Source organism: Jatrophihabitans sp., from assembly GCF_036000465.1.
Classification (GTDB): domain Bacteria; phylum Actinomycetota; class Actinomycetes; order Mycobacteriales; family Jatrophihabitantaceae; genus Jatrophihabitans.
Map to the genome: position 1 here is coordinate 1 of NZ_DASYFV010000041.1, position 20,336 is coordinate 20,336.

19 protein-coding genes are annotated in these 20,336 nt (G+C 72.8%); 13 read left to right on the forward strand and 6 right to left on the reverse strand.

The annotated features are described in order from the left end of the window. The coding region (locus VGN18_RS13355) for an acetate--CoA ligase (RefSeq protein ID WP_327540190.1) at nucleotides 1-1,195 on the forward strand (1,195 nt) is incomplete at its 5' end. Here the strand turns inward: VGN18_RS13355 and VGN18_RS13360 are convergent. Continuing rightward, on the reverse strand, nucleotides 1,146-2,039 hold the full coding sequence (locus tag VGN18_RS13360; protein WP_327540191.1) for a DUF72 domain-containing protein: 894 nt from the start codon (nucleotides 2,037-2,039) through the stop codon (nucleotides 1,146-1,148). The genes VGN18_RS13355 and VGN18_RS13360 overlap by 50 nt on opposite strands. A gap of 38 nt (nucleotides 2,040-2,077) precedes the next feature. On the opposite strand from VGN18_RS13360, the gene VGN18_RS13365 reads away from it, so the two are divergent. The 6 genes from VGN18_RS13365 to miaB all read left to right on the forward strand — a co-directional run bounded on the left by VGN18_RS13365 (nucleotide 2,078) and on the right by miaB (nucleotide 9,978). Continuing rightward, nucleotides 2,078-2,269 carry a DUF3046 domain-containing protein gene (locus tag VGN18_RS13365; protein WP_327540192.1) on the forward strand — a complete coding sequence of 64 codons (192 nt, stop codon included), beginning with the start codon at nucleotides 2,078-2,080 and terminating at the stop codon, nucleotides 2,267-2,269. Nucleotides 2,270-2,472: 203 nt separating this feature from the next. After that, complete coding sequence (gene recA, locus VGN18_RS13370; RefSeq protein WP_327540193.1) at nucleotides 2,473-3,525, forward strand: recombinase RecA; 1,053 nt, start codon at nucleotides 2,473-2,475, stop codon at nucleotides 3,523-3,525. A gap of 2 nt (nucleotides 3,526-3,527) precedes the next feature. After that, complete coding sequence (locus VGN18_RS13375; RefSeq protein ID WP_327540194.1) at nucleotides 3,528-4,106, forward strand: regulatory protein RecX; 579 nt, start codon at nucleotides 3,528-3,530, stop codon at nucleotides 4,104-4,106. 296 nt (nucleotides 4,107-4,402) lie between these two features. Then, nucleotides 4,403-6,172 (forward strand): ribonuclease Y, encoded by a 1,770-nt coding sequence (rny, locus tag VGN18_RS13380; protein WP_327540195.1) that lies wholly within the window; start codon nucleotides 4,403-4,405, stop codon nucleotides 6,170-6,172. A 113-nt stretch (nucleotides 6,173-6,285) separates the two neighbouring features. Next, nucleotides 6,286-8,490 (forward strand): acyltransferase family protein, encoded by a 2,205-nt coding sequence (locus VGN18_RS13385; protein WP_327540196.1) that lies wholly within the window; start codon nucleotides 6,286-6,288, stop codon nucleotides 8,488-8,490. A gap of 42 nt (nucleotides 8,491-8,532) precedes the next feature. After that, nucleotides 8,533-9,978 carry a tRNA (N6-isopentenyl adenosine(37)-C2)-methylthiotransferase MiaB gene (gene miaB / locus VGN18_RS13390; protein ID WP_327540197.1) on the forward strand — a complete coding sequence of 482 codons (1,446 nt, stop codon included), beginning with the start codon at nucleotides 8,533-8,535 and terminating at the stop codon, nucleotides 9,976-9,978. On the opposite strand, the gene VGN18_RS13395 is transcribed toward miaB, so the two are convergent. Further along, on the reverse strand, nucleotides 9,979-10,473 hold the full coding sequence (locus VGN18_RS13395; RefSeq protein WP_327540198.1) for a limonene-1,2-epoxide hydrolase family protein: 495 nt from the start codon (nucleotides 10,471-10,473) through the stop codon (nucleotides 9,979-9,981). It lies immediately after the preceding gene. A 36-nt stretch (nucleotides 10,474-10,509) separates the two neighbouring features. Beyond that, nucleotides 10,510-11,688: a DUF349 domain-containing protein gene (locus tag VGN18_RS13400; protein WP_327540199.1), complete on the reverse strand. Its 1,179-nt coding sequence runs from the start codon at nucleotides 11,686-11,688 to the stop codon at nucleotides 10,510-10,512. Nucleotides 11,689-11,885: 197 nt separating this feature from the next. On the opposite strand from VGN18_RS13400, the gene VGN18_RS13405 reads away from it, so the two are divergent. From VGN18_RS13405 to VGN18_RS13430, 6 genes are all read left to right on the forward strand, one after another. After that, nucleotides 11,886-12,539: a hypothetical protein gene (locus tag VGN18_RS13405; protein WP_327540200.1), complete on the forward strand. Its 654-nt coding sequence runs from the start codon at nucleotides 11,886-11,888 to the stop codon at nucleotides 12,537-12,539. Continuing rightward, complete coding sequence (miaA, locus tag VGN18_RS13410; protein ID WP_414655053.1) at nucleotides 12,448-13,464, forward strand: tRNA (adenosine(37)-N6)-dimethylallyltransferase MiaA; 1,017 nt, start codon at nucleotides 12,448-12,450, stop codon at nucleotides 13,462-13,464. The genes VGN18_RS13405 and miaA overlap by 92 nt, the downstream gene beginning before the upstream one ends. Nucleotides 13,465-13,467: 3 nt before the next feature. Further along, entirely contained in the window at nucleotides 13,468-14,316 is an 849-nt protein-coding gene (gene dapF, locus VGN18_RS13415; RefSeq protein ID WP_327540202.1) for a diaminopimelate epimerase, read from the forward strand. A gap of 43 nt (nucleotides 14,317-14,359) precedes the next feature. Beyond that, on the forward strand, nucleotides 14,360-15,796 hold the full coding sequence (hflX, locus tag VGN18_RS13420) for a GTPase HflX (protein ID WP_327540203.1): 1,437 nt from the start codon (nucleotides 14,360-14,362) through the stop codon (nucleotides 15,794-15,796). 102 nt (nucleotides 15,797-15,898) lie between these two features. Continuing rightward, a complete protein-coding gene (tatA, locus tag VGN18_RS13425) occupies nucleotides 15,899-16,231 on the forward strand; it encodes a Sec-independent protein translocase subunit TatA (protein WP_327540204.1) in 333 nt (110 codons plus the stop codon). 19 nt (nucleotides 16,232-16,250) lie between these two features. Further along, complete coding sequence (locus VGN18_RS13430; RefSeq protein ID WP_327540205.1) at nucleotides 16,251-17,447, forward strand: S8 family serine peptidase; 1,197 nt, start codon at nucleotides 16,251-16,253, stop codon at nucleotides 17,445-17,447. Between the two features lie 7 nt (nucleotides 17,448-17,454). On the opposite strand, the gene VGN18_RS13435 is transcribed toward VGN18_RS13430, so the two are convergent. From VGN18_RS13435 to VGN18_RS13445, 3 genes are read right to left on the reverse strand one after another with little or no spacing between them, the layout of a single operon-like run. Further along, nucleotides 17,455-18,186 carry an SDR family oxidoreductase gene (locus tag VGN18_RS13435; RefSeq protein ID WP_327540206.1) on the reverse strand — a complete coding sequence of 244 codons (732 nt, stop codon included), beginning with the start codon at nucleotides 18,184-18,186 and terminating at the stop codon, nucleotides 17,455-17,457. After that, nucleotides 18,173-18,946: a 2OG-Fe(II) oxygenase gene (locus VGN18_RS13440; protein WP_327540207.1), complete on the reverse strand. Its 774-nt coding sequence runs from the start codon at nucleotides 18,944-18,946 to the stop codon at nucleotides 18,173-18,175. The genes VGN18_RS13435 and VGN18_RS13440 overlap by 14 nt, the downstream gene beginning before the upstream one ends. Then, a complete protein-coding gene (locus VGN18_RS13445; protein WP_327540208.1) occupies nucleotides 18,943-20,241 on the reverse strand; it encodes a S8 family serine peptidase in 1,299 nt (432 codons plus the stop codon). The genes VGN18_RS13440 and VGN18_RS13445 overlap by 4 nt, the downstream gene beginning before the upstream one ends. Between the last annotated feature and the right edge of the window lie 95 nt (nucleotides 20,242-20,336).

The window sequence follows — 20,336 nt, forward strand, 5'->3', positions numbered from 1 at the left end:
CATCCTCTACACCTCGGGAACCACCGGTAAACCCAAGGGAATCCTGCACACCACCGGCGGCTACCTGACCCAGGTCGCCTACACCCACCACACCGCCTTCGACCTCAAGCCGGACACCGACGTGTACTGGTGCACCGCCGACATCGGCTGGGTGACCGGGCACTCCTACATCGTGTACGGCCCGCTGGCCAACGGCGCGACCCAGGTGATGTACGAGGGCACCCCCGACACCCCGCACCAGGGCCGGTTCTGGGAGATCGCCGAGAAGTACAAGGTGAGCCTGCTCTACACCGCCCCGACGACGATCCGGACGTTCATGAAGTGGGGCGAGGACATCCCGGCGAAGTTCGACCTGTCCGCACTGCGCGTGCTGGGCTCGGTCGGCGAACCGATCAACCCGGAAGCCTGGATGTGGTACCGCCGGGTCATCGGCGGGGACCGGTGCCCGATCGTGGACACCTGGTGGCAGACCGAGACCGGCGCGATGATGATCAGCCCGCTGCCCGGCGTGACGGCCACCAAGCCCGGATCGGCGATGAAGGGCCTGCCCGGGGTGTCGGTCGACGTCGTGGACGACACCGGCGCCTCGGTCCCCGACGGCGGGGGCGGCCTGCTGGTGCTCACCGAGCCGTGGCCGGCCATGCTGCGGGGGATCTGGGGCGACCCCGAGCGGTTCGCCGAGACGTACTGGTCCCGCTTCGCCGAGGAGGGTTACTACTTCGCCGGCGACGGCGCCAAGAAGGACGATGACGGCGACCTGTGGCTGCTCGGCCGGGTCGACGACGTCATGAACGTGTCCGGGCACCGCATTTCGACCACCGAGGTCGAGTCGGCGCTGGTGTCGCACCCGAAGGTCGCCGAGGCCGCCGTCGTCGGCGCGTCCGACCCGACCACCGGGCAGGGCATCGTCGCGTTCGTGATCCTGCGCGGGACGGGCCCGACCGAGGAGTCCGAGGGCGAGGCGCTGATCAAGGAACTGCGCAACCACGTCGCCCACGAGATCGGCGCGATCGCCAAACCGCGCCAGATCATGGTCGTGGCCGAGTTGCCCAAGACCCGCTCGGGCAAGATCATGCGCCGGCTGCTGCGCGACGTCGCCGACCACAAGGAACTCGGCGACGTCACCACCCTCACCGACTCCTCCGTCATGGACCTGATCGGCGAGAAGATGCCGAGCGCCCCCGCCGAGGACTGACGTCGATCGGCGCACCGGCCGGCCAGACCACGCCGAGCCGGTGCGCCAGGGCGAGTGCGTCGAACGGGGCGCGGACCTTCACGTCGTTGTCGAAGTGCACCTGGACGTCGTGCCCCGCGGCGGTCCAGGCGCGGATGCGGCCGGCCCACTCGTCGAGGGCGGTGCCGGAGTACCCGCTCGTGTAGAGCTCGACGTCGCCGTGCAGGCGCACGTAGACGAGGTCGGCGGTGGCCTCTCGGATCAGCGGCCACTTCCCGGCGGTGTCGGCGACCACGACGCTGATCGCGTGCGCGCGCAGCAGCTCGGTGAACGCCGGCGTCTCGAAGGTGTGGTGGCGCACCTCGAGGGCGTGGCGCAGCGGCCGGTCGGCGTCGGTCGCGGTGATCGAGCGGTCCTTCATCCGCTCGTCATGACGCCGGGCCAGCCAGGCCGCCTCGCCGCTCGAGCGGGGGAGCAGGGCGAAGAACGCCGCCAGCCGCCCGGCGTCGAAGCCGAGGGTCGGCGGCAGTTGCCAGAGCATCGGCCCGAGCTTGTCGCGCAGCGCGAGCACGCCGGAGGCGAAGAAGTTGGCCAGCGGGGTCTCGACGTCGGCCAGCTTCTTCATGTGCGTCACGAAGCGGGGGCCCTTGACCGCGAAGGAGAAGTCCACCGGCGTCTGGTCGTACCAGCGGCGAAAGCTCGTCGGGCGCTGCAGCGAGTAGAACGTGCCGTTGATCTCGACGCTGTTGAGCCGGGACGACAGGTACTCGAGCTCGGCCCGGTGCGGCAGGCCGCGGGGGTAGAAGTCGCCGCGCCAGGGCGGGTACAGCCAGCCCGACGTGCCTATCCGCACCGCAGCGCCCATGGCCTCGACGCTAGCGGCCGGACCGTAGGGTTGACCTTGTGCGACTGACCGAGTTCTGGAACCGGATGGACGAGCGCTTCGGCTCGTCCTACGCCGCGAGCGTGGCGGCCGACTACCAACTCCCCGGGCTCGGCGCCACGATCAACGAGGCGCTCGCCGCCGGGGTCGAGGCCAAGACCGTGTGGAGGGCCGTCTGCGCCGAGTTCGAGATGCCCTCGCAGCTGCGCTAGCGTCGCCCGGCGTGTCGCGCGCGATTCGCCCGGTCATCGAACAGGTGTTCGGCTAGGCTGACCCGAGCAGCTATCCACAGGACGAGTTGAAATCGGCTCGTCATCCACAATCTCGCGCGGCGCACCGGTTCTGTCGGTACCTCGATCTAGCGTCGCAGGCAGCAGTTCACCGCAGGCATCACACGCTACGAAGGAGCGCCTCAATGGCCACCAGCTTCGACCGGGAGAAGGCGCTCGACGTCGCCCTGGCGCAGATCGACAAGCAGCACGGCAAGGGCGCGGTCATGCGCCTCGGCGACCGGGTCGCCGCCCCGATCGAGGTCATCCCCACCGGGTCGATCGCGCTCGACGTCGCGCTCGGCATCGGGGGTCTGCCCCGCGGCCGGGTTGTCGAGATCTACGGCCCGGAGAGCTCGGGCAAGACCACCGTCGCCCTGCACGCGGTGGCCAACGCCCAGGCCGCCGGCGGCGTGGCGGCGTTCATCGACGCCGAGCACGCGCTCGATCCCGACTACGCCCGGGCCCTGGGGGTCGACACCGACTCCCTGCTGGTCAGCCAGCCCGACACCGGCGAGCAGGCGCTCGAGATCATGGACATGCTGATCCGCTCCGGCGCGCTCGACATCGTCGTCGTCGACTCGGTGGCCGCGCTCGTGCCGCGCGCCGAGATCGAGGGCGAGATGGGTGACAGCCACGTCGGCCTGCAGGCCCGGCTGATGAGCCAGGCGCTGCGCAAGATCACCGGCGCCCTGAGCAACTCGGGCACCACGGCCATCTTCATCAACCAGCTGCGCGAGAAGATCGGCGTGATGTTCGGCAGCCCCGAGACCACGACGGGCGGCAAGGCGCTGAAGTTCTACGCCTCGGTCCGCCTCGACGTGCGCCGCATCGAGACGTTGAAGGACGGCGGCGACGCGGTCGGCAACCGCACCCGGGTCAAGGTCGTGAAGAACAAGGTCGCCCCGCCGTTCAAGCAGGCCGAGTTCGACATCGTGTACGGCGAGGGCATCAGCCGCGAGGGCTCGCTCATCGACGTCGGCGTCGATCAGGGGCTCATCCGCAAGTCCGGCGCCTGGTACACCTACGAATCGGATCAGCTGGGCCAGGGCAAGGAGAACGTCCGCAACTTCCTGCGTGACAACCCCGACCTCGCCGACGAGATCGAGAAGCGCATCAAGGAGAAGCTGGGCATCGGGGCCCGGGTCGACCAGGCCGGTGCGCCGGTCGAGCCGCTGCCGGCGCCGGTCGACTTCTGAGCATGGGTCGGGCCCGATCCGGGGTGGCTGCGCCGGGCACCGCGCCGCCGGATCCGGACTCGATCGAGGCGCAGCCGCCGGGCGATCCCGAGACGGTCGCGCGCTCGATCTGCCTGCGCCAGCTCGAGCATCGCGCTCGCAGCCGCGGTGAGCTGGCCCAGACCCTGCGCAAGCGGGGTGTGCCCGACGACGCCGCCGTCCGGGTGCTCGACCGTTTCGAAGAGGTCGGCCTCATCGACGACACCGCGCTGGCGGGGATGATGGCGGGCGCACAGCACCGCGAGCGCGGGCTGGCCCGGCGGGCGATCGCTGCGAAGCTCGGTCAGCGCGGCTTCGAGGCCGAGGCCGTCGGCGCGGCGCTGGCCGGCATCGACGCCGACGACGAGCGGGCCCGCGGGCTCGAGCTGGTGGTCAAGCGGCAGCGGGCGCTCGCGGCGCTGCCGCCCGAGGTGCAGACCCGTCGCCTCGTCGGGCTGCTGGCGCGGAAGGGCTACGCGCCGGGCATGTCTTACGACATCGTTCGTGAGGTCCTGAGCGGCGCGGCCGATGCAGCCGACGATGTCTTCGGCGAGCCGACCTGAGGTCGAACAATTCGGTGGCCGGCCCGCTCCGTCACTTGATTTGTCTGCTCGGCGTTAATAGCCTCGATGAATACCAGGAGTAATCGCAGCACACGCCCGCGACCGGTCCGACGTGGACCGGCCCGCGACATAGCAGCCACAAGCCCCGCCGAGTGAGAAAGGTCCAGCGGCAGGTCCGGCCTTGAGGTCGGCACTCCTGCCTTCACGATCGACCCGCAGACGGACGCAGGTGCGGCCGGTGCGGGCTCGTGTGTCGCATCCCTGGTCGACGGTTGTCCGACGGTCAGGAGGCGCGCGTGAACGGGGTCTGGTACGCGGCGGTCGGGGCGGCCTTCGTCCTCGGGCTGCTCTTCGTGTTCGCCTATTCGCGTCGCTCGACCCCGCCCGGTCGGCACGGCGAGGCGTCGAGCGCCACCGTCGCCGCCGGGAGCGACGAGGTCGCCCGGCGCTCGGCCGAACTCGAGGCCGGCACCGCTGCCGCTGTCGCCGAGGCGTCCGCGCTGCGCAAGGCGGCCCAGACCGAGGCCGAGGGCCTGCGCCGGGTCGCCGAGGCCGAGGCCGAGGCCACCCGGCGGACGGTCCGGACCGAGACCGAATCCGCGCGCGGGCAGGTCGAGGCATTGCTGGCCCGGGCGCGCGAGCAGGCCGCCGGGCTCATCGCCGAGGCCCGCCGCTCGGCGCGGGCCGAGGTCGACACCCTGACCGGGGAGCTGCAGCGCCAGCTCGCCTCACACGCCGCCCGCACCGCCCGCCTGGAGGAGACCGAGGCGCGCCTCGACGCCCAGGAGGCTCGGCTCGCCCAGCGCGCGGCGGAGCTGCAACGTCGCTCCGACGAGCTCGCCGCCCGCAAGAGCGAGCTCGACGAGCGGTCGGCCGAGCTCGAGACCGCCCGGGTCGCCGTCGCCGACGCCACCCGCGAGCACGAGCGTGAGCTCGAACGCATCGCGGGCCTCTCGGCCGACGATGCGAAGGGCGAGCTGCTGGCCACGGTCGAGGCCGGCGCCCGCCGGGAGGCCGCCGTGCTCGTGCGCGCGATCGAGGGCGAGGCCCGGGCCGAGGGCACCGAGCGGGCCCGCTCGATCGTCGTCGAGGCCGTGCAGCGGGTCGCGAGCGCGCAGACCACCGAGACGGTCGTCAGCGTGCTGCACCTGCCGGCCGAGGAGATGAAGGGCCGCATCATCGGCCGCGAGGGCCGCAACATCCGCTCGTTCGAGGCCGTCACCGGCGTCAACGTGATCATCGACGACACGCCCGAGGCCGTTCTGCTGTCCTGCTTCGACCCGGTCCGGCGTGAGGTCGGCCGGCTGACCCTCGAGAAGCTCATCCTCGACGGCCGCATCCACCCGCACCGCATCGAGGAGGCCCACGAGCAGAGCAAGATCGAGGTCGAGGAGCTCTGCCTGCGGGCCGCGCGCGACGCGCTGGCCGATGTCGGCATCGGCCCGATCGACGAGCGGCTGATGCCGACCCTGGGCCGGTTGAAGTACCGCACGAGCTACGGGCAGAACGTGCTCGGCCACCTCGTCGAGACCGCTCACATCGCCGGCGTCATGGCCGCCGAGCTCGGCGTCGAACCCACACTGGTCAAGCGCTGCGCCTTCCTGCACGACATCGGCAAGGCGCTCACCCATGAGGTCGAGGGCAGCCACGCGATCATCGGTGCCGAACTGCTGCGCAAGTTCGGCGAGGACGAGGCTGTGGCCCACGCCGTCGAGGCGCACCACAACGAGGTGCAGCCCAAGACGATCGAGGCCGTCCTCACCCAGGCGTCGGACACCTGCTCGGCGGCTCGGCCCGGCGCGCGGCGCGAATCGCTCGAGTCCTACGTCAAGCGCCTCGCCCGCATCGAGGAGATCGCCGGTGCCCGGCCCGGCGTCGAGAAGGTCTTCGCCATGCAGTCCGGCCGCGAGGTGCGGGTCATGGTGCAACCCACCGAGGTCGACGACCTAGCGTCGTCGGTCATGGCCCGCGAGATCGCCAAGCAGATCGAGGACGAGCTGACCTACCCGGGCCAGATCCGGGTCACCGTCGTGCGTGAGTCGCGCAGCACCGAGATCGCGCACTGACCCCGCGCGCGATCGGGCGCGAACCGGGTCACCGGGTCGGCCGCGCCCGCCGAGGCGCGGGGCCGGTCCGCTAACGTCGGGGGATTGGCGGCAATTGTCATAAGGGGTTCATCGTGACGGCGGCGCGACGCGGGGATCAGGCGATCCCACGTCGGGTCGACCCGGTCCGGCCGGTCCCCGAGTCCGGTGCCCGCCACCGTCCAGCCGCTGCCACCGGTCGCTCCGGGTCGGCCGCGCCCGGCAAACGCCGGGACATCCAGGGCCTGCGCACGATCGCGGTCGTCGCCGTCGTCGTGAACCACCTGACCGGTCATCCCCGGGGCGGATTCGTCGGGGTGGACATCTTCTTCGTGATCTCCGGGTACCTGATCACGGGGCTGCTCGTGCGGGATCTGGGTCGCGGGGACGGCCCGGTGCGCTACATCGCGAACTTCTACCGCCGGCGCGTCCGGCGCCTCATGCCGGCGGCGCTCGTCGTCATCGGCGCCACCGTCCTGACCGCGCATTTCGCCTTCAACGCCACGCGATTCGCCACCACCCGGACCGACGGTCTGTGGTCAGCCGTGTTCTGGGCCAACTGGCACTTCGCGTCCGCCGGGACGGACTACTTCGCCGCGTCGGCACCACCGTCTCCGCTGCAGCACTACTGGTCGCTGAGCGTCGAGGAACAGTTCTACGTGGTGTGGCCGGTCGCGCTGTTCCTGCTCGGCCTGGCGGTCGTGCGCGGGCAGTCCGTCGGGCGGCGTCGCCTGGCGGTCGGCAGCGCGAGTGCCGTGACCCTGCTCGTGTCTCTGGTGTACGCCGTGCACCAGAGCACCGGCGACCCCACCGCGGCCTACTTCTCGACGTTCGCCCGCGGCTGGGAGCTGGCGCTGGGGGCGCTGCTCGCCTGCGCCGTGCCGTACCTGCGCGCCACGCGAACCGTCCTCACGTCGATGTCCTGGCTGGGCACCGCGCTCATCGGCGTGTCGCTGTTCGCGGCGCGCGGCGGCTCGGGGTTCCCGGCGCCCGGCGCGATCCTGCCGTGTGTCGGGTCGGCGCTGGTGGTCGCCGCGGTGAGCAACGACGGGCATGCGGCGCGCAACGGGCTGCTGACCAACCGCGTCTCGGTGTTCGTCGGCGACATGTCCTACTCGATCTACCTCGTGCACTTCCCGGTCGTGATCATGCTGACGACCTACGTGGCGGCCGGCTCGACGAGCTACTACCTCGCCGCGGTCACGCTGGCCTTCGCCCTGGCCCTGGGCCTGTACGGACTGGTGGAGAAGCCGATCCTCGAGTCGCGCTGGCTGCTGCCGACGTCGGCGGGCCGGCGGGCCGGCGGCCCGGCGGACCGGCCGTTCGCCCCCCTGCGGTGGGCCGGCGCGTCCGTGGTGCTCCTCGTCGTCGCGGTGGGTGTGGCCGGGCACGGCCCGACGCCCGGGGCGCTGGACGCGCAGACAGCCGCGGCGATCCACCGGGCCGCCGAGAGCCCCCCGCCGCCCCGGCGCCCCGGGACGTCGGCAGCAGCCGGGCAGCAGCTCGCCCTGACGGCCAAGCTGCAAGCGGCGCTCCGGGCCGGGTCATGGCCGGCCCTCCACCCGAGCTACGACGAGGTGTTCTCCGGGCCGCCCGAGCCGGCGTCGATCTACGAGTGCGGCAAGACCGCCCTGAGCCCGAACTGCGTCTGGGGCGACGCCGCGGCACCGCCGTCCCGCACGATCTACCTGGTGGGCGACTCCACCTCGGTGGCCTACGACCCGGCGTTCCGGGCGGCGGCGGCGCTGCTGCCGGGCTGGAAGGTGCGCGCCGCCGGGGGGTTCTCGTGCAACTTCGGCGACTCCGTCGAGGTTCCGCAGAAGGACAACTTCGCCCAGAGTTGCGCCGCCCGGCAGCAGGCCGTGCTGGCCGACATCAGGCGCCTGCATCCGGCCCTGCTCGTGCTGACCGAGGTGACGGCGACCGCCGGCTACCTCGCCTCGGCCGATCGCGCCCTGCGCAAGATCGCCGGTTTCTACGACAGGATCGTGGTGCTGCCGGCGCCGCCCCTCAATCCCGACCCGCGGACCTGCTTCGTGCCGTCCAGCTCGCCGTCGGCCTGCGTCTCGCGCATGCCGGGCAACTACCGGCCCATCCTCAAGGCCGACAGGGCCTTCGTGACGAAGCATCACGGCCTGTTGATCCCGACCGAGGACTGGTTCGCCGTCGGCGGCTTCTGCCCGCCCTTCGTCGACCACACCCCGATCAAGCGGGACACGACGCACATCACGGCCGCGTACTCGGCCCAGCTCGGGCCGACCGTGGCCGAAGCGTTCCGGAGCCGGGCCGGCGTGCGCTGATGCCGTTCCCCTCGCCGCGGCGGCAGTCGTAGGCTGCTCGCGATGAATCCCCACGCCGCTCCGCCCGACGCCGGACGGACGTACAGCATCCGCACCTACGGCTGCCAGATGAACGTCCACGACTCCGAGCGGCTCGCCGGGCTGCTCGAGGCGCAGGGCTACGTCCGGGCCGGCGACGCCGCCGACCCCCCGGATCTCGTCGTGTTCAACACCTGCGCCGTGCGCGAGAACGCGGACAACCGGCTCTACGGCAACCTCGGTCACCTGTACCCGGCCAAGGTGGCGAACCCCGAGATGCAGATCGCCGTCGGTGGCTGCCTGGCCCAGAAGGACCGCGCGACCATCGTCGAGCGCGCGCCGTGGGTCGACGTCGTCTTCGGCACGCACAACCTCGCCGCGCTGCCGGTGCTGCTCGAGCGGGCCCGGCACAACCGCGAGGCGCAGGTCGAGATCGTCGACGCCCTGCAGAAGTTCCCGTCCGACCTGCCGACGCGGCGCGAGTCGCCCTTCAGCGCGTGGGTGTCGGTGTCGGTCGGCTGCGACAACACCTGCACGTTCTGCATCGTGCCGTCGCTGCGCGGCGCCGAGACCGACCGCCGGCCCGGTGACGTGCTCGCCGAGATCGAGGCGCTCGTCGCCTCCGGAGTCGTCGAGGTGACCCTGCTCGGCCAGAACGTGAACTCCTACGGCCGCTCGTTCGGCGACCGCCACGCCTTCGGCAAGCTGCTGCGGGCCTGCGGCGGCATCGACGGCCTCGAGCGGGTGCGCTTCACCAGCCCGCACCCGCGCGACTTCACCGACGACGTCATCGAGGCCATGGCCGAGACGCCGAACGTGATGCCGCAGCTGCACATGCCGATGCAGTCGGGCTCGGACACCGTGCTCAAGCGGATGCGCCGCTCGTACCGGCAGGAGCGCTACCTGTCGATCATCGGCTCGGTGCGGGCCGCGATGCCCGAGGCCGCGATCACGACCGACATCATCGTCGGCTTCCCGGGTGAGACCGAGGCCGACTTCGACCGGACGTTGGACGTGGTCCGCGCCGCCCGGTTCGCGAGCGCGTTCACATTCCAGTACTCCAAGCGCCCCGGCACCCCGGCGGCCGACATGGACGACCAGATCCCGAAGTCGGTCGTGCAAGAGCGCTACGAGCGCCTCATCGCACTGCAGGAGGAGGTCGGCGGGGCGGCCGCCCGCGCCCTCGTCGGCCGCGAGGTCGAGGTGCTGGTGAACGCCACCGACGGCCGCAAGGACGGCGCCACCGGCCGCGTGTCCGGCCGGGCCCGCGACGGCCGGCTCGTGCACGTGGCCGCGGGAGCGGCCACGGTGGCGCCCGGCGACGTCGTCACCTCGACAATCACCTACGCCGCGCCGCACCACCTGGTCGCCGACGCCGGCATCAGCGCGCACCGCCGCTGGCGCGGTGCCGAGGCGGCCTCGCCGCCCGCCCCCCGTCCGCTGCTGACGATCGGCACTCGCCCTACTTGATCAGTGCCGCCCGGGCGGCGTGTCCGCCGTCGTCGGCAGCGTCGGACGCAGCGACGGGACGGCCAGCCCGAGCACGCCCCGCAGCGACCCGAGCACGACGTCGACGTAGTCGAACGAGTCGCGCCACAGCGTGATGCGCCCGGCGTGCACGTCGAAGCGGCCGGTCACCCAGAACTGGGCGCGGTAGCGGCGGTAGATCAACGCGTCGGTGCGCTCGGTGAGCACGGTCGGACCGCTCGCCGAGATCGCGTGCAGGAAGACCTCGAACGAGGCGCCCGGGCGGTCCATCAGGCCGAGCGCGCGCACCACGCGGTCGCGTCCGCGCAGCGTCGGCAGCCCGACGTTGGTGTAGACGACGCCGTCGGCCAGCAGGGCCGCTGCCGCGTCGAGGTCGGATTCGGCGAGCGCGTCGAGGAAGTCCTCGACCACGGTCTGCGGATCGGCGGCGACGGCCGGGTCACCGTCGGCGACGCTGTGCAGCGGGCGACTGGTCATCGCCCGAGCATAGGGGCGGGAGCGACGCCGTGCGCGTTACTCCGGCAGGAGCGCCCGGCGCTGCTCGACCTCGGTCTCGGCCTTGGCGATCCGGCCGGGGTCGCCGGCCTTGCGGGCCCGCTCCAGCTTGGCCTCGGCCTCGGCCAGCCGGTCGCGCAGGGCGGTCAGAAACGGGTTGGACGCGGCGCTGCTCTGCCGCCACTCGGCGTCGACCGCATCGCGCACCCGCTGCTCGGCGGCCCGCATGCGGTCGTCGAGGCGGCGCATCGCATCGCGCGGCACGTGCCCGATGTCGTCGAACTGCGCCTGCAGGTCACGCAGCACCGACTGGGCCGCCTTCGGATCGCTGACGTCGATCTTCTCGGCCGCCGCGATGATCTCTTCCTTCTTGTGCTGGTTGCCGACCTGCTCGGCGTCGCGCTCGGCGAACGTCTCGCTGCGGCGGCTGAAGAAGGCGTCCTGGGCGGCGCGGAAGCGGGTCCACAGCGCATCCTCGACGTCGCGACCGGCGCGGCCGGCAGCCTTCCACTCGGTCATGAGATCGCGCATCGCGTTGGCGGTCTCTTTCCAGTCCGACGAGGTCGACAGCTCCTCGGCCCGCTTGATGAGCCGCTCCTTGACCTCCTTCACCGAACCCCGCTCGGCATCGAGCTGGGCGAAGTGCTGGCCGCGGCGGCGGCCGAACGCGTCGCGGGCGGCGGCGAACCGCTTCCACAGCGTGTCGTCGGTCTTGCGATCGACGCCCTTGATCTGGCGCCAGTCGTCGACGATCGCGCGCAGGCGATCGCCCGACGCCTTCCAGGCGGTGCTGGACTCGGCGATGGTCTCGGCCTCGGTGACGAGTGCCTCCTTGGCCGCCACGGCGTCGGCGCGGGCCTGCTGGCGTGCGGCCGCGGCCTCACCGGCCTTCTCCTCGGCGGCGGTGAGCAGCGTGTCGAGGCGGCCGGCGAGCGCATCGAGGTCGCCGATCGCGGCCGCGGTGGCGAGCTGGCCCTTCATCTCCGCCGCGTGCGTGCGCGTGTGCGCCGGATCGCCGGCGCCGGAGGCGAGCCTCTTCTCGAGCAGGGTCACCTCGGTCTCGAGGTCGTCGTACCGGCGCACGTAGAACGCCATGCCGGCCTCGGCGTCACCTGCCTGCCACGAACCGATGGCGCGCTCGCCGTCGGCCGTCCGGACGTAGACGGTGCCGTCTGCGTCGATGCGTCCCCACTCCATGACTGTGCATTAGACACGATCACGCGGGGGCGGGGCAGGACAGCACCCGCCCCGCGCGGCGTTCCGGCTAGCCTCGCAACCGTGGATGCCCTGCGAGAGCGCGCTGTGACGCCCCCCGTGACGCCCCGGATCGAGCCGTCGATCGTGTCCGTTTCGTGATCCGCGGCGTCGCGTTCTGCCCTCATCCTCCGGCGCTCGTGCCCGAACTCGCGCAGGCCGCCGCCCCCGAGCTGGACGCCCTCCGGGTCGCCTGCCGCGCCGCGATCCGCCGGGTCGCGCAGCCCGACGCGGAGTTCCTCGTCGTCGGTGCGGGGGAGTCGACCCGCCGCCACGCGCCGACCGCGCGCGGCTCGTTCGCCGGTTTCGGGGTCGATCTCGAGGTGAACCTGGGCCGGGACGAACCGCGCGGAGAGGTCGACCTACCGCTGGCCCTGACCGTCGGCGCCTGGCTGCTGCGCGACGCCCTGGGGCCGGGCCACGCCGCCCACGCGATGTCGGTCGGCCCGGAGGGGCAGGCCGCCACGCCGATGGGGCGGCCCGTCACGCTGCTGGTCATGGGTGACGGCAGCGCCCGGCGCAGCATCAAGGCCCCGGGCTACCTGGACGACCGGGCCGGCGCGTTCGACCGGACGGTCGCGGCGATCCTCGCGGAGGGCGACCCCGTCGCGCTGACCGGCATCGACCAGCCGCTCGCCGACGAGCTCCTCGTCGCCGGCGCCCCGGCCTGGCGCGCCGCCGGGGCGATGCTCCTCGACGCCCATCCGGGTGCCGAGTGGGACGCCGAGCTCCTCTACGACGACGCGCCCTACGGGGTCGGCTACCTCGCCGCCGCCTGGACCCTTCGTGGCTGAGCGGGCCCGGCAACGGGTCGTCGCCGTCGTCGGACCTACCGCGACCGGCAAGTCCGACCTCGCCATCGCGCTGGCCCGGGAACTGGACGGCGAGATCGTGAACGCCGACTCGATGCAGCTCTACGCGGGCATGGACATCGGCACGGCCAAGGTGCCGCCCGCGGAGCGGGGCGGGATCCCGCACCACCTGCTCGACGTGTGGCCGCTGGCGAAGTCGGCCGCCGTCGCGCAGTACCAGGCCATGGCTCGCGAGACGCTCGACGAGATCGGCGCGCGCGGCAAGGTGCCGGTGATCGTCGGCGGCTCCGGGCTCTACCTTCGGGCCGCCCTCGACCACCTCGACTTCCCGGGGGAGTCGCCCGCGTTGCGGGCCGGTCTCTACGCCGCCCTCGAGGAGCGCGGCCCCGAGGCGCTGCACGCCCGGCTCGCCGAGCTCGACCCGCTCGCGGCGGCGGCGATCCTGCCGACGAACGGACGCCGCATCGCCCGCGCGCTCGAGGTCATCGAGCTCACCGGGCAACCGTTCATGGCCCGCATGCCGGGCTTCGACTACGTCTACGACTGCGTGCAGATCGGGCTCGACCGCGCCGACCTCGACGAGCGGGTCGAGACCCGGGTGCACCGCATGATGGCCGCCGGGCTGCTCGACGAGATCCGGGCGCTGCTGCCCGAGGGGCTGCGGGAGAGCCCGACCGCGGGGAAGGCCCTCGGCTACCAGCAGGTGCTCGCCTGCCTCGACGACGAGGGCGGGGTGATCGGCGACCTCGACGAGGCCGTGGAGACCACCGTCCGCCAGACCCGGCGCTTCGTCCGCCGGCAGCGGCGCTGGTTCCGGCGCGACCCGCGGGTGACCTGGCTCGACGCCGCCGACCCCGATCTCCTGCGGCAGGCGAGCGTCGCGGTGGCCGCGACGCATACCCTCTAGTACGTGAGGTTCGTCAAGGGGCACGGGACGGAGAACGACTTCCTTGTCCTGCCCGACGCCGAGGGTGACATCGACCTGACCCCGGCCCTGGTGCGCGCCCTGTGCGACCGGCACGCCGGCCTCGGTGCCGACGGCATCCTGCGCGTCGTCCGGGCCGAGAAGGACCCGGATTCACAGGCCATGGCCGCCGACGCGACCTGGTTCATGGACTACCGCAACGCCGACGGCAGTGTGGCCGAGATGTGCGGAAACGGCATTCGCGTCTTCATGCGATACCTAAACGCCTCCCGCCTCGTTGGAGAAGATGCGGCGGTGGCGACTCGCGGCGGGATCCGACGCGTGCGGACTCGCGGGGACGGAAACGTCACTGTGCACATGGGTCTGCCCCGGGTTCTTGCCGACCGGCCGATCGCCACCGCCGCGCCTCTGCCTCCGACGGCCGGGCTCGCCCTCGAGATCCCGAACCCGCACGTCGTCGTGCCGATCGGTTCGGTCGCCGAACTCGACGCCCTCGACCTCGGCCGGGCCCCGCTCGTCGAGCCGCCGCTGCCGCACGGGCAGAACGTCGAGTTCGTCGTCGAGCGCGGCGAGCGGCACCTGCAGATGCGGGTGCACGAGCGCGGGGTGGGGGAGACCCGCTCGTGCGGCACCGGCATCTGCGCCGCGGCGGTCGCGGTGGCGACCGAACGGGGGGTCGGCGCCGATGGCGTGCCGTGGCGGGTCGACGTGCCCGGCGGCACGTGCGAGGTCACCTGGCAGCCGGACGGCGAGGTGCTGCTCACCGGCCCGGCCGTCCTCGTGGCCGAGATCGACGTCGACGACGCGTGGCTGCGGGCCACGGCCGGCGAGTAATCACGAGCGCTCCGGGGCCCGGCCGTGTCACGATGGAGACACGATGACCGAACACGACACCGCCCCGGACCTCGACGAGGTCGACGAGCCGTACGGCTCCAACGATGCCGACGGCGACTTCCACCTCGAGGAACGGCAGGCGCTGCGGCGCGTCGCCGGGCTGTCCACCGAACTCGCCGACATCACCGAGGTCGAGTACCGCCAGCTGCGACTCGAGCGGGTCGTCCTCGTCGGCGTCTGGACCACCGGCACCCTCGAGGAGGCCGAGAACTCGCTCGCCGAGCTCGCCCGGCTCGCCGAGACCGCCGGCTCCGAGGTGCTCGACGCGATGATCCAGCGCCGCGACAAGCCCGACGCCGCCACCTACATCGGCTCGGGCAAGGCCAAGGAGCTGCGCGACATCGTCGACGCCGAGGGCGCCGACACGGTGATCTGCGACGGCGAGCTGACGCCGGGCCAGCTCAGCCAGCTCGAGGGCGTCGTGAAGGTGAAGGTCGTCGACCGCACCGCGCTCATCCTCGACATCTTCGCCCAGCACGCGCGCTCCAAGGAGGGCAAGGCCCAGGTCGAGCTGGCCCAGATGCAGTACATGCTCCCGCGCCTGCGCGGGTGGGGTGAGTCGCTCTCGCGCCAGGTCGGCGGGCGGGCGGCCAACGGCGTCGGCATCGGTGGCCGTGGCCCCGGTGAGACCAAGATCGAGATGGACCGCCGCCGGATCCGGACCCGGGTCTCGAAGCTGAAGCGCGAGATCGCCGGCATGAAGACCGCCCGCGACGTGAAGCGCTCGCAACGCAATGCCCAGCACATCCCGAGCGTCGTGCTCGCCGGCTACACCAACGCCGGCAAGTCGTCGCTGCTCAACCGGCTGACCGACGCCGGCGTCCTCGTCGAGAACGCCCTGTTCGCGACCCTCGACCCGACCGTGCGCCGGGCCGAGACCGGCGACGGGCGGGTCTACACCCTCGCCGACACCGTCGGCTTCGTGCGCCACCTGCCGACCCAGCTCGTCGAGGCGTTCCGCTCGACGCTGGAGGAGGTCGGCGAGGCCGATCTGATCGTGCACGTCGTCGATGCCGCCGACGCCGACCCCGAGGCCCAGATCCGGGCGGTGCGCGAGGTGCTCACCGAGATCGACGCGCTCGGCGTGCCCGAGCAGTTGGTCTTCAACAAGACCGACGCCGCCACCCCGGAGACGCTGCTGCGGCTGCGCCGCCTGGCCCCCGATGCGCTGTTCGTGTCGGCCCGCACCGGCGCCGGACTCGACGAGCTGCGCCGCATCATCGACGACCGGCTGCCCCGCCCGGACATCGAGGTCACCGCGCTGCTGCCCTACACCCGCGGCGACCTCGTCGCCCGCCTGCACGAGACCGCCGACATCCTGCGCACCGAGCACACCGCCGGTGGCACGCTCGTCCACGCCCGCGTCGACGCCGCGCTGGCCGAGGTGCTGCGGCCCTACGCGTCGGTCGGTGTCCTGTAGCCGCTTCGCCGCAGCCGAACCGGTCGCCCGGGTTGGCGCGAAGTGTGACTGACGTACCCTGAGGGCGTTGACCGGAACGGCAGACGACAGGAGCGAGTGCGGATGTTCGAATCCCCGTGGCACTGGGCCGTTGTGGCGATCGTGGCGTTCGTCCTCTTCTTCGGCTGGAAGAACCTCCCCGACATGTCCCGCTCGCTGGGGCGGTCCCTGCGGATCTTCAAGACCGAGATCAAGGGCATGAGCGAGGACGACAAGCAGCGCGAGGCCGCGAAGGCCGAGCCGGCCGCGCTCGAGGCGCCGGCCCAGCCGGCGCCCCCGCCCGTCGTCGCGCCGCCGCCGCCGCCGCCGCCGCAGGCCGTCCCGATCCCGAACAGCCGCCCGCGTCCGACCCCGCGCCCGCAGGGCTCCGGCTCGTCCGTCGGCGGCGCGCAGTAGCCACCTGATCCCTCCCTTCATGTCCCGAATGCGAGCCCGGTCGTTCCTGGCTGCGCTGCTGCTGTGCGGCCCGGCCCTGGTGGGCGTCGGCGCCGGTCCCGCGGCGGCCCTGCCGGGCGACTGCAGCGTCCAGGGCGGCGGGCCGCCGTCGGCCACCCTGTGGGCCCAGCAGCGGTTGAAGTTCCAGCAGGTCTGGCCGGTCACCCGCGGCCAGGGCGTGCTCGTCGCCGTGATCGACAGCGGCCTCGACACCCAGAACCCGCAGCTGCGGACGCTGCGACCGCTCCCGGGTCGCGACGTCATCGACCAGCCCGGCTTCCCGGTCGACAGCACGCGCGACTGCAAGGGCCACGGCACCGAGGTCACCTCGATCATCGCCGCGCTGCCGTCCCCCGGTTCGTCCTTCCTCGGCATGGCCCCCGGCGTCACCATCCTGCCGATCAAGCAGACCAACACCGACGGTGACCAGACCGGCACCTGGGAGGGCATCGCCCGTGGCATCGACGCCGCGGTCGCCGCCCACGCCCGGGTCGTCAACATCTCCGTCACCAGCCCGAACACCGGCCCGCAGCTCGCCGACGCCGTTCAGCGCGCGGCCGCCGCCGGACTGGTCATCGTCGCCGCGGCCGGCAACGACGGAGCCGGCAACGACCTCCCGGCCTACCCGGCCGCGTACTCCACCCGGTTCCCGAACGTCATCGCGGTGTCGGCCACCGACGCCGCCGACCAGGTCGCCGACTTCTCCCAGACCGGTGCCTACGTCACCGTGGCCGCGCCCGGGGTCGGCGTCGAGGTGCCCGCGCCGATCACCGGCTACGTCAGGGTCGACGGCACCAGCTTCGCCGCGCCGTGCGTCACCGCCACGGTGGCGCTGATGCTGGCCGCGCACCCCGGGATGACCCCGATCCAGGTGCGCAACCGGCTCGAGGCCACGGCCGACCCGCCGCCGGCCACCGTCCCCGACCGCAAGTACGGCTACGGCATCGTCAACCCCTACCTCGCCGTCACGTCGGTGCGCAGCGACTCGCCGGTGGCGTCGTCGAGTGCGGTCGGGCCACCGGTGCCGGCCCGGGCCGCACCCGCGCCGCCGGACCGCCACCTGCAGCACGTCGCGCTGGGCGCGGCCCTCGCCCTCGTCGGACTGGCCGCGATCGTGATCGCGGGGGCGGCGGTGCTGCGCCAGCCGGCCCCGGGCCGGCGCCGCGTCGCGAGCTGAGCGGCCGTCAGGCGTCGACGACCAGCACCCGCCCGCTGACCGTCTCCGCGTCGAGCTGGGCGATGCCGCGGGCCACCCGCTCGGTGGCCACGAGGGTCGGGAAGCTCGTCGGCGCCAGCGCGTTCGCCCGCACGCCCAGGGCCGCGAACTCCGCCGCCTGGTGGCGGGTCAGCTGGTTCAGTGCCGCCTTGGACGCCGCGTAGACCGCCTGGCCACCCGGGTAGATCCGGGACGCCGACAGGCTCGAGACGTTGACGACGTTGCGGTTGCGCCGCCGGTTGGCCACGACGTCGTCGCGCCAGCTGGTCTCGGCGAGCCGGCCGGCCAGGCGCTGGGGCAGCCCCACGTTGACCGCGAAGTGTCGGTCGAAGTCGGCCATGACCCCGGCGTCGTCGATCAGGCCCGGCCGGTGCAGGCGGGTGTAGGCCGCGTTGTTCACCAGCAGGTCGACCGCGCCGAAGCGGGCCAGCGCGAGATCGACGACCCGCTCGACCTGACCCGGCTGCTCGAGATCGGCGTACACGACGTGCACCCGGTGCCCGTTCTCGGCGAGCTCGGCCTCCGGAGCCAGCGGGTCGACGAAGCGCTCGAACTGCGAGGGCACGTCGGGCACGCGGTTGCGGCACACGGCGACGATGTCGTAGCGGTCGACGTAGGCGCGGCAGAACGCGGTACCGAGCGGGCTGCCGGCACCGGTCAGCAGGCAGACCCGCCGATCCGGCCGTTCACCAGTGGACAATGCTCTGCTCTCCCCAGCGCTCGACCACGTCGGCCTTCGGCCGGTGCAGCCACATGACGATCGAGTTGCGCATCGTGTCGGCGTTGGCGAGGTAGCCGTGCCACGAGAACGGCGTGCACTCGAACAGCACCAGCGAGTTGTTGATCGGTGGCACCGCCGCGGCCAGCGCGTCGGGCCGACCGGCCCGGTAGAGGCCGGTCTCGCCGCCGTCGCCGCGTTGCCACGGCACGTTCGCGAGGTAGAACAGCAGCGAGACGCCGCGGATCGTCTCGTGGGCGCCGGTGCCGTCGGGCCGGGTGCCCCGGTGGTACTCGACCGGGCCGTCCGAGCTCAGCCGCACCGCGCCCGGGTCGGGTGGGGGATCGGCGAACCAGCCCGGGTTCAGGTCGTTGTGCGGCCAGCCGCTCGCGGCCCGCGGGTCGTGGTGGTGCAGGCTCGCCGTCACGTCGCCGGTGGCGGTCACCCCGGCCACGCCCGCGATCAGGTCGTGCCAGGCGCGGGAGACGAACACCCCGAGCGGCCCGTCGCGGTAGCGGTCCAGATCCGAGCCGGACGCGTCGTAGCCGGCCATGTCGCGTCGGAAGACCTCCGGGTGGGAGGCCTCGATGCGACGGAACTCGGCGTCGAGCCCGGCGTAGAAGCCGGGGGTGAACACATCGCGGGCCACGACGTGCGGGAACGGCCGCTCGCGCCGGACCCAGCGCCGGTTGGCCAACACCTCGGCCAGGTCGGGGCCGCCCGGTCCGGGGGGTGAGCTCACCGCGGCGGGTAGTAGCCGGGTGGCTGGTAGCCCGGCGGGCCCGGAGGCACCGGCCGCCGCCGCCGCGACAGCACGACCGCGAGGACGATGCCGAGCACGACGACGACCGCGACCGCGAGTGCGGCGATCACGAGCGGACCCACCGACGAGCCGGAGTCCCCCGAGGCCGTGGGCGCGGCGACGCTCGACGAGGACGACGCAGGCGCGCTCGCGGAACCGGAGGCCGGCGGGCCCGGGCTGCCGCTTCCCGACGAGGTCCTCACCTCGTCGAAGATCGGGTTCGGGGCGGTCGGCGGGACCCGGTCGACGATGGCGTTGTACGGCCGGACGATGCCGTAGCCGGTGGCGTCGTCACGACCGGGCGTCGCGGCGTCGTCGGTGACCGTGGCCAGCAGTCGGGCGACCACCTGCCGGTTGGTCAGGTGCGGGTACTTCGACCAGACGAGGGCGACGGCGCCCGAGACCAGGGCGGTGGCGTTGCTCGTTCCGTCGGAGGTGCCGACCACGTTGGTGAGGGTCGTGTCCGCCATGCCCACCCCGGGGGCGGCGACGTCGACGTAGGACTGCCGTTCGGACTTCGGCCAGGGCTTCTTGGCGCCGTCGATCGCGCCGACCGCGATGACGCCCGGGCAGGCCGCCGGCCACTCGGGCGGATTGGCCCCGGCGCCGTCGTTGCCCGCGCCGGCGACGACGACGGCACCGCGGGCGAGTGCGGTCCGCACCGCGGTGGCGACCGTCGTCGGGCAGTGGTCCGGCAGGCCGGTGCCGTCGCTGGCCACCGACAGGTTGATCACCTTGGCCCCGTGCGTCGCGGCGTAGTCGATGCCCATCGAGATGGACTGCTCGGCGCTCAGCGTCTCGCTGTGCACGGTGATCGGCAGGATCTTGGCGCCGGGCGCGATGCCGGTGAGGTCCTGCCGGCCCCCGCCCTGGCCCGCGATGAAGCGGGCGATGGAGGTTCCGTGTCCGACCGGCCGGTCGGTGTCGGTGCGGCCGTCGCCGCCTGCGAAGTCGGTGCCGCGCAGCACCACGCCGCCGGTGAACTCCACCCGGTCGGCCTGCACCCCGCTGTCGAGCACCGCCACGGTGATGCCCTGACCGGTGGCGCCCAGCGCCCAGATCTTGCTGATCTGGTAGTTGCCGAACCAGTACTGCACCGAGGTGTCCGGGACGGGCGGCGTGCTCAAGGGGGCCGCGACGGCCGGGCCGGCCGCCAGCAGCGGCGCGGCGGCCAGGGTCGCGGCGATCAGCGTCCGGGCCGCGCGGGTCCGTCCGGTCAGCCCTGTACGTCGCACTCTGCCGCCTCCTCGTGGTGCCTGCCCGTTCCGCGTCGATTGTTCCCGAACCGGGTAGGGACAGACGAAGGCGGGGCGACGTTCGTCGCCCCGCC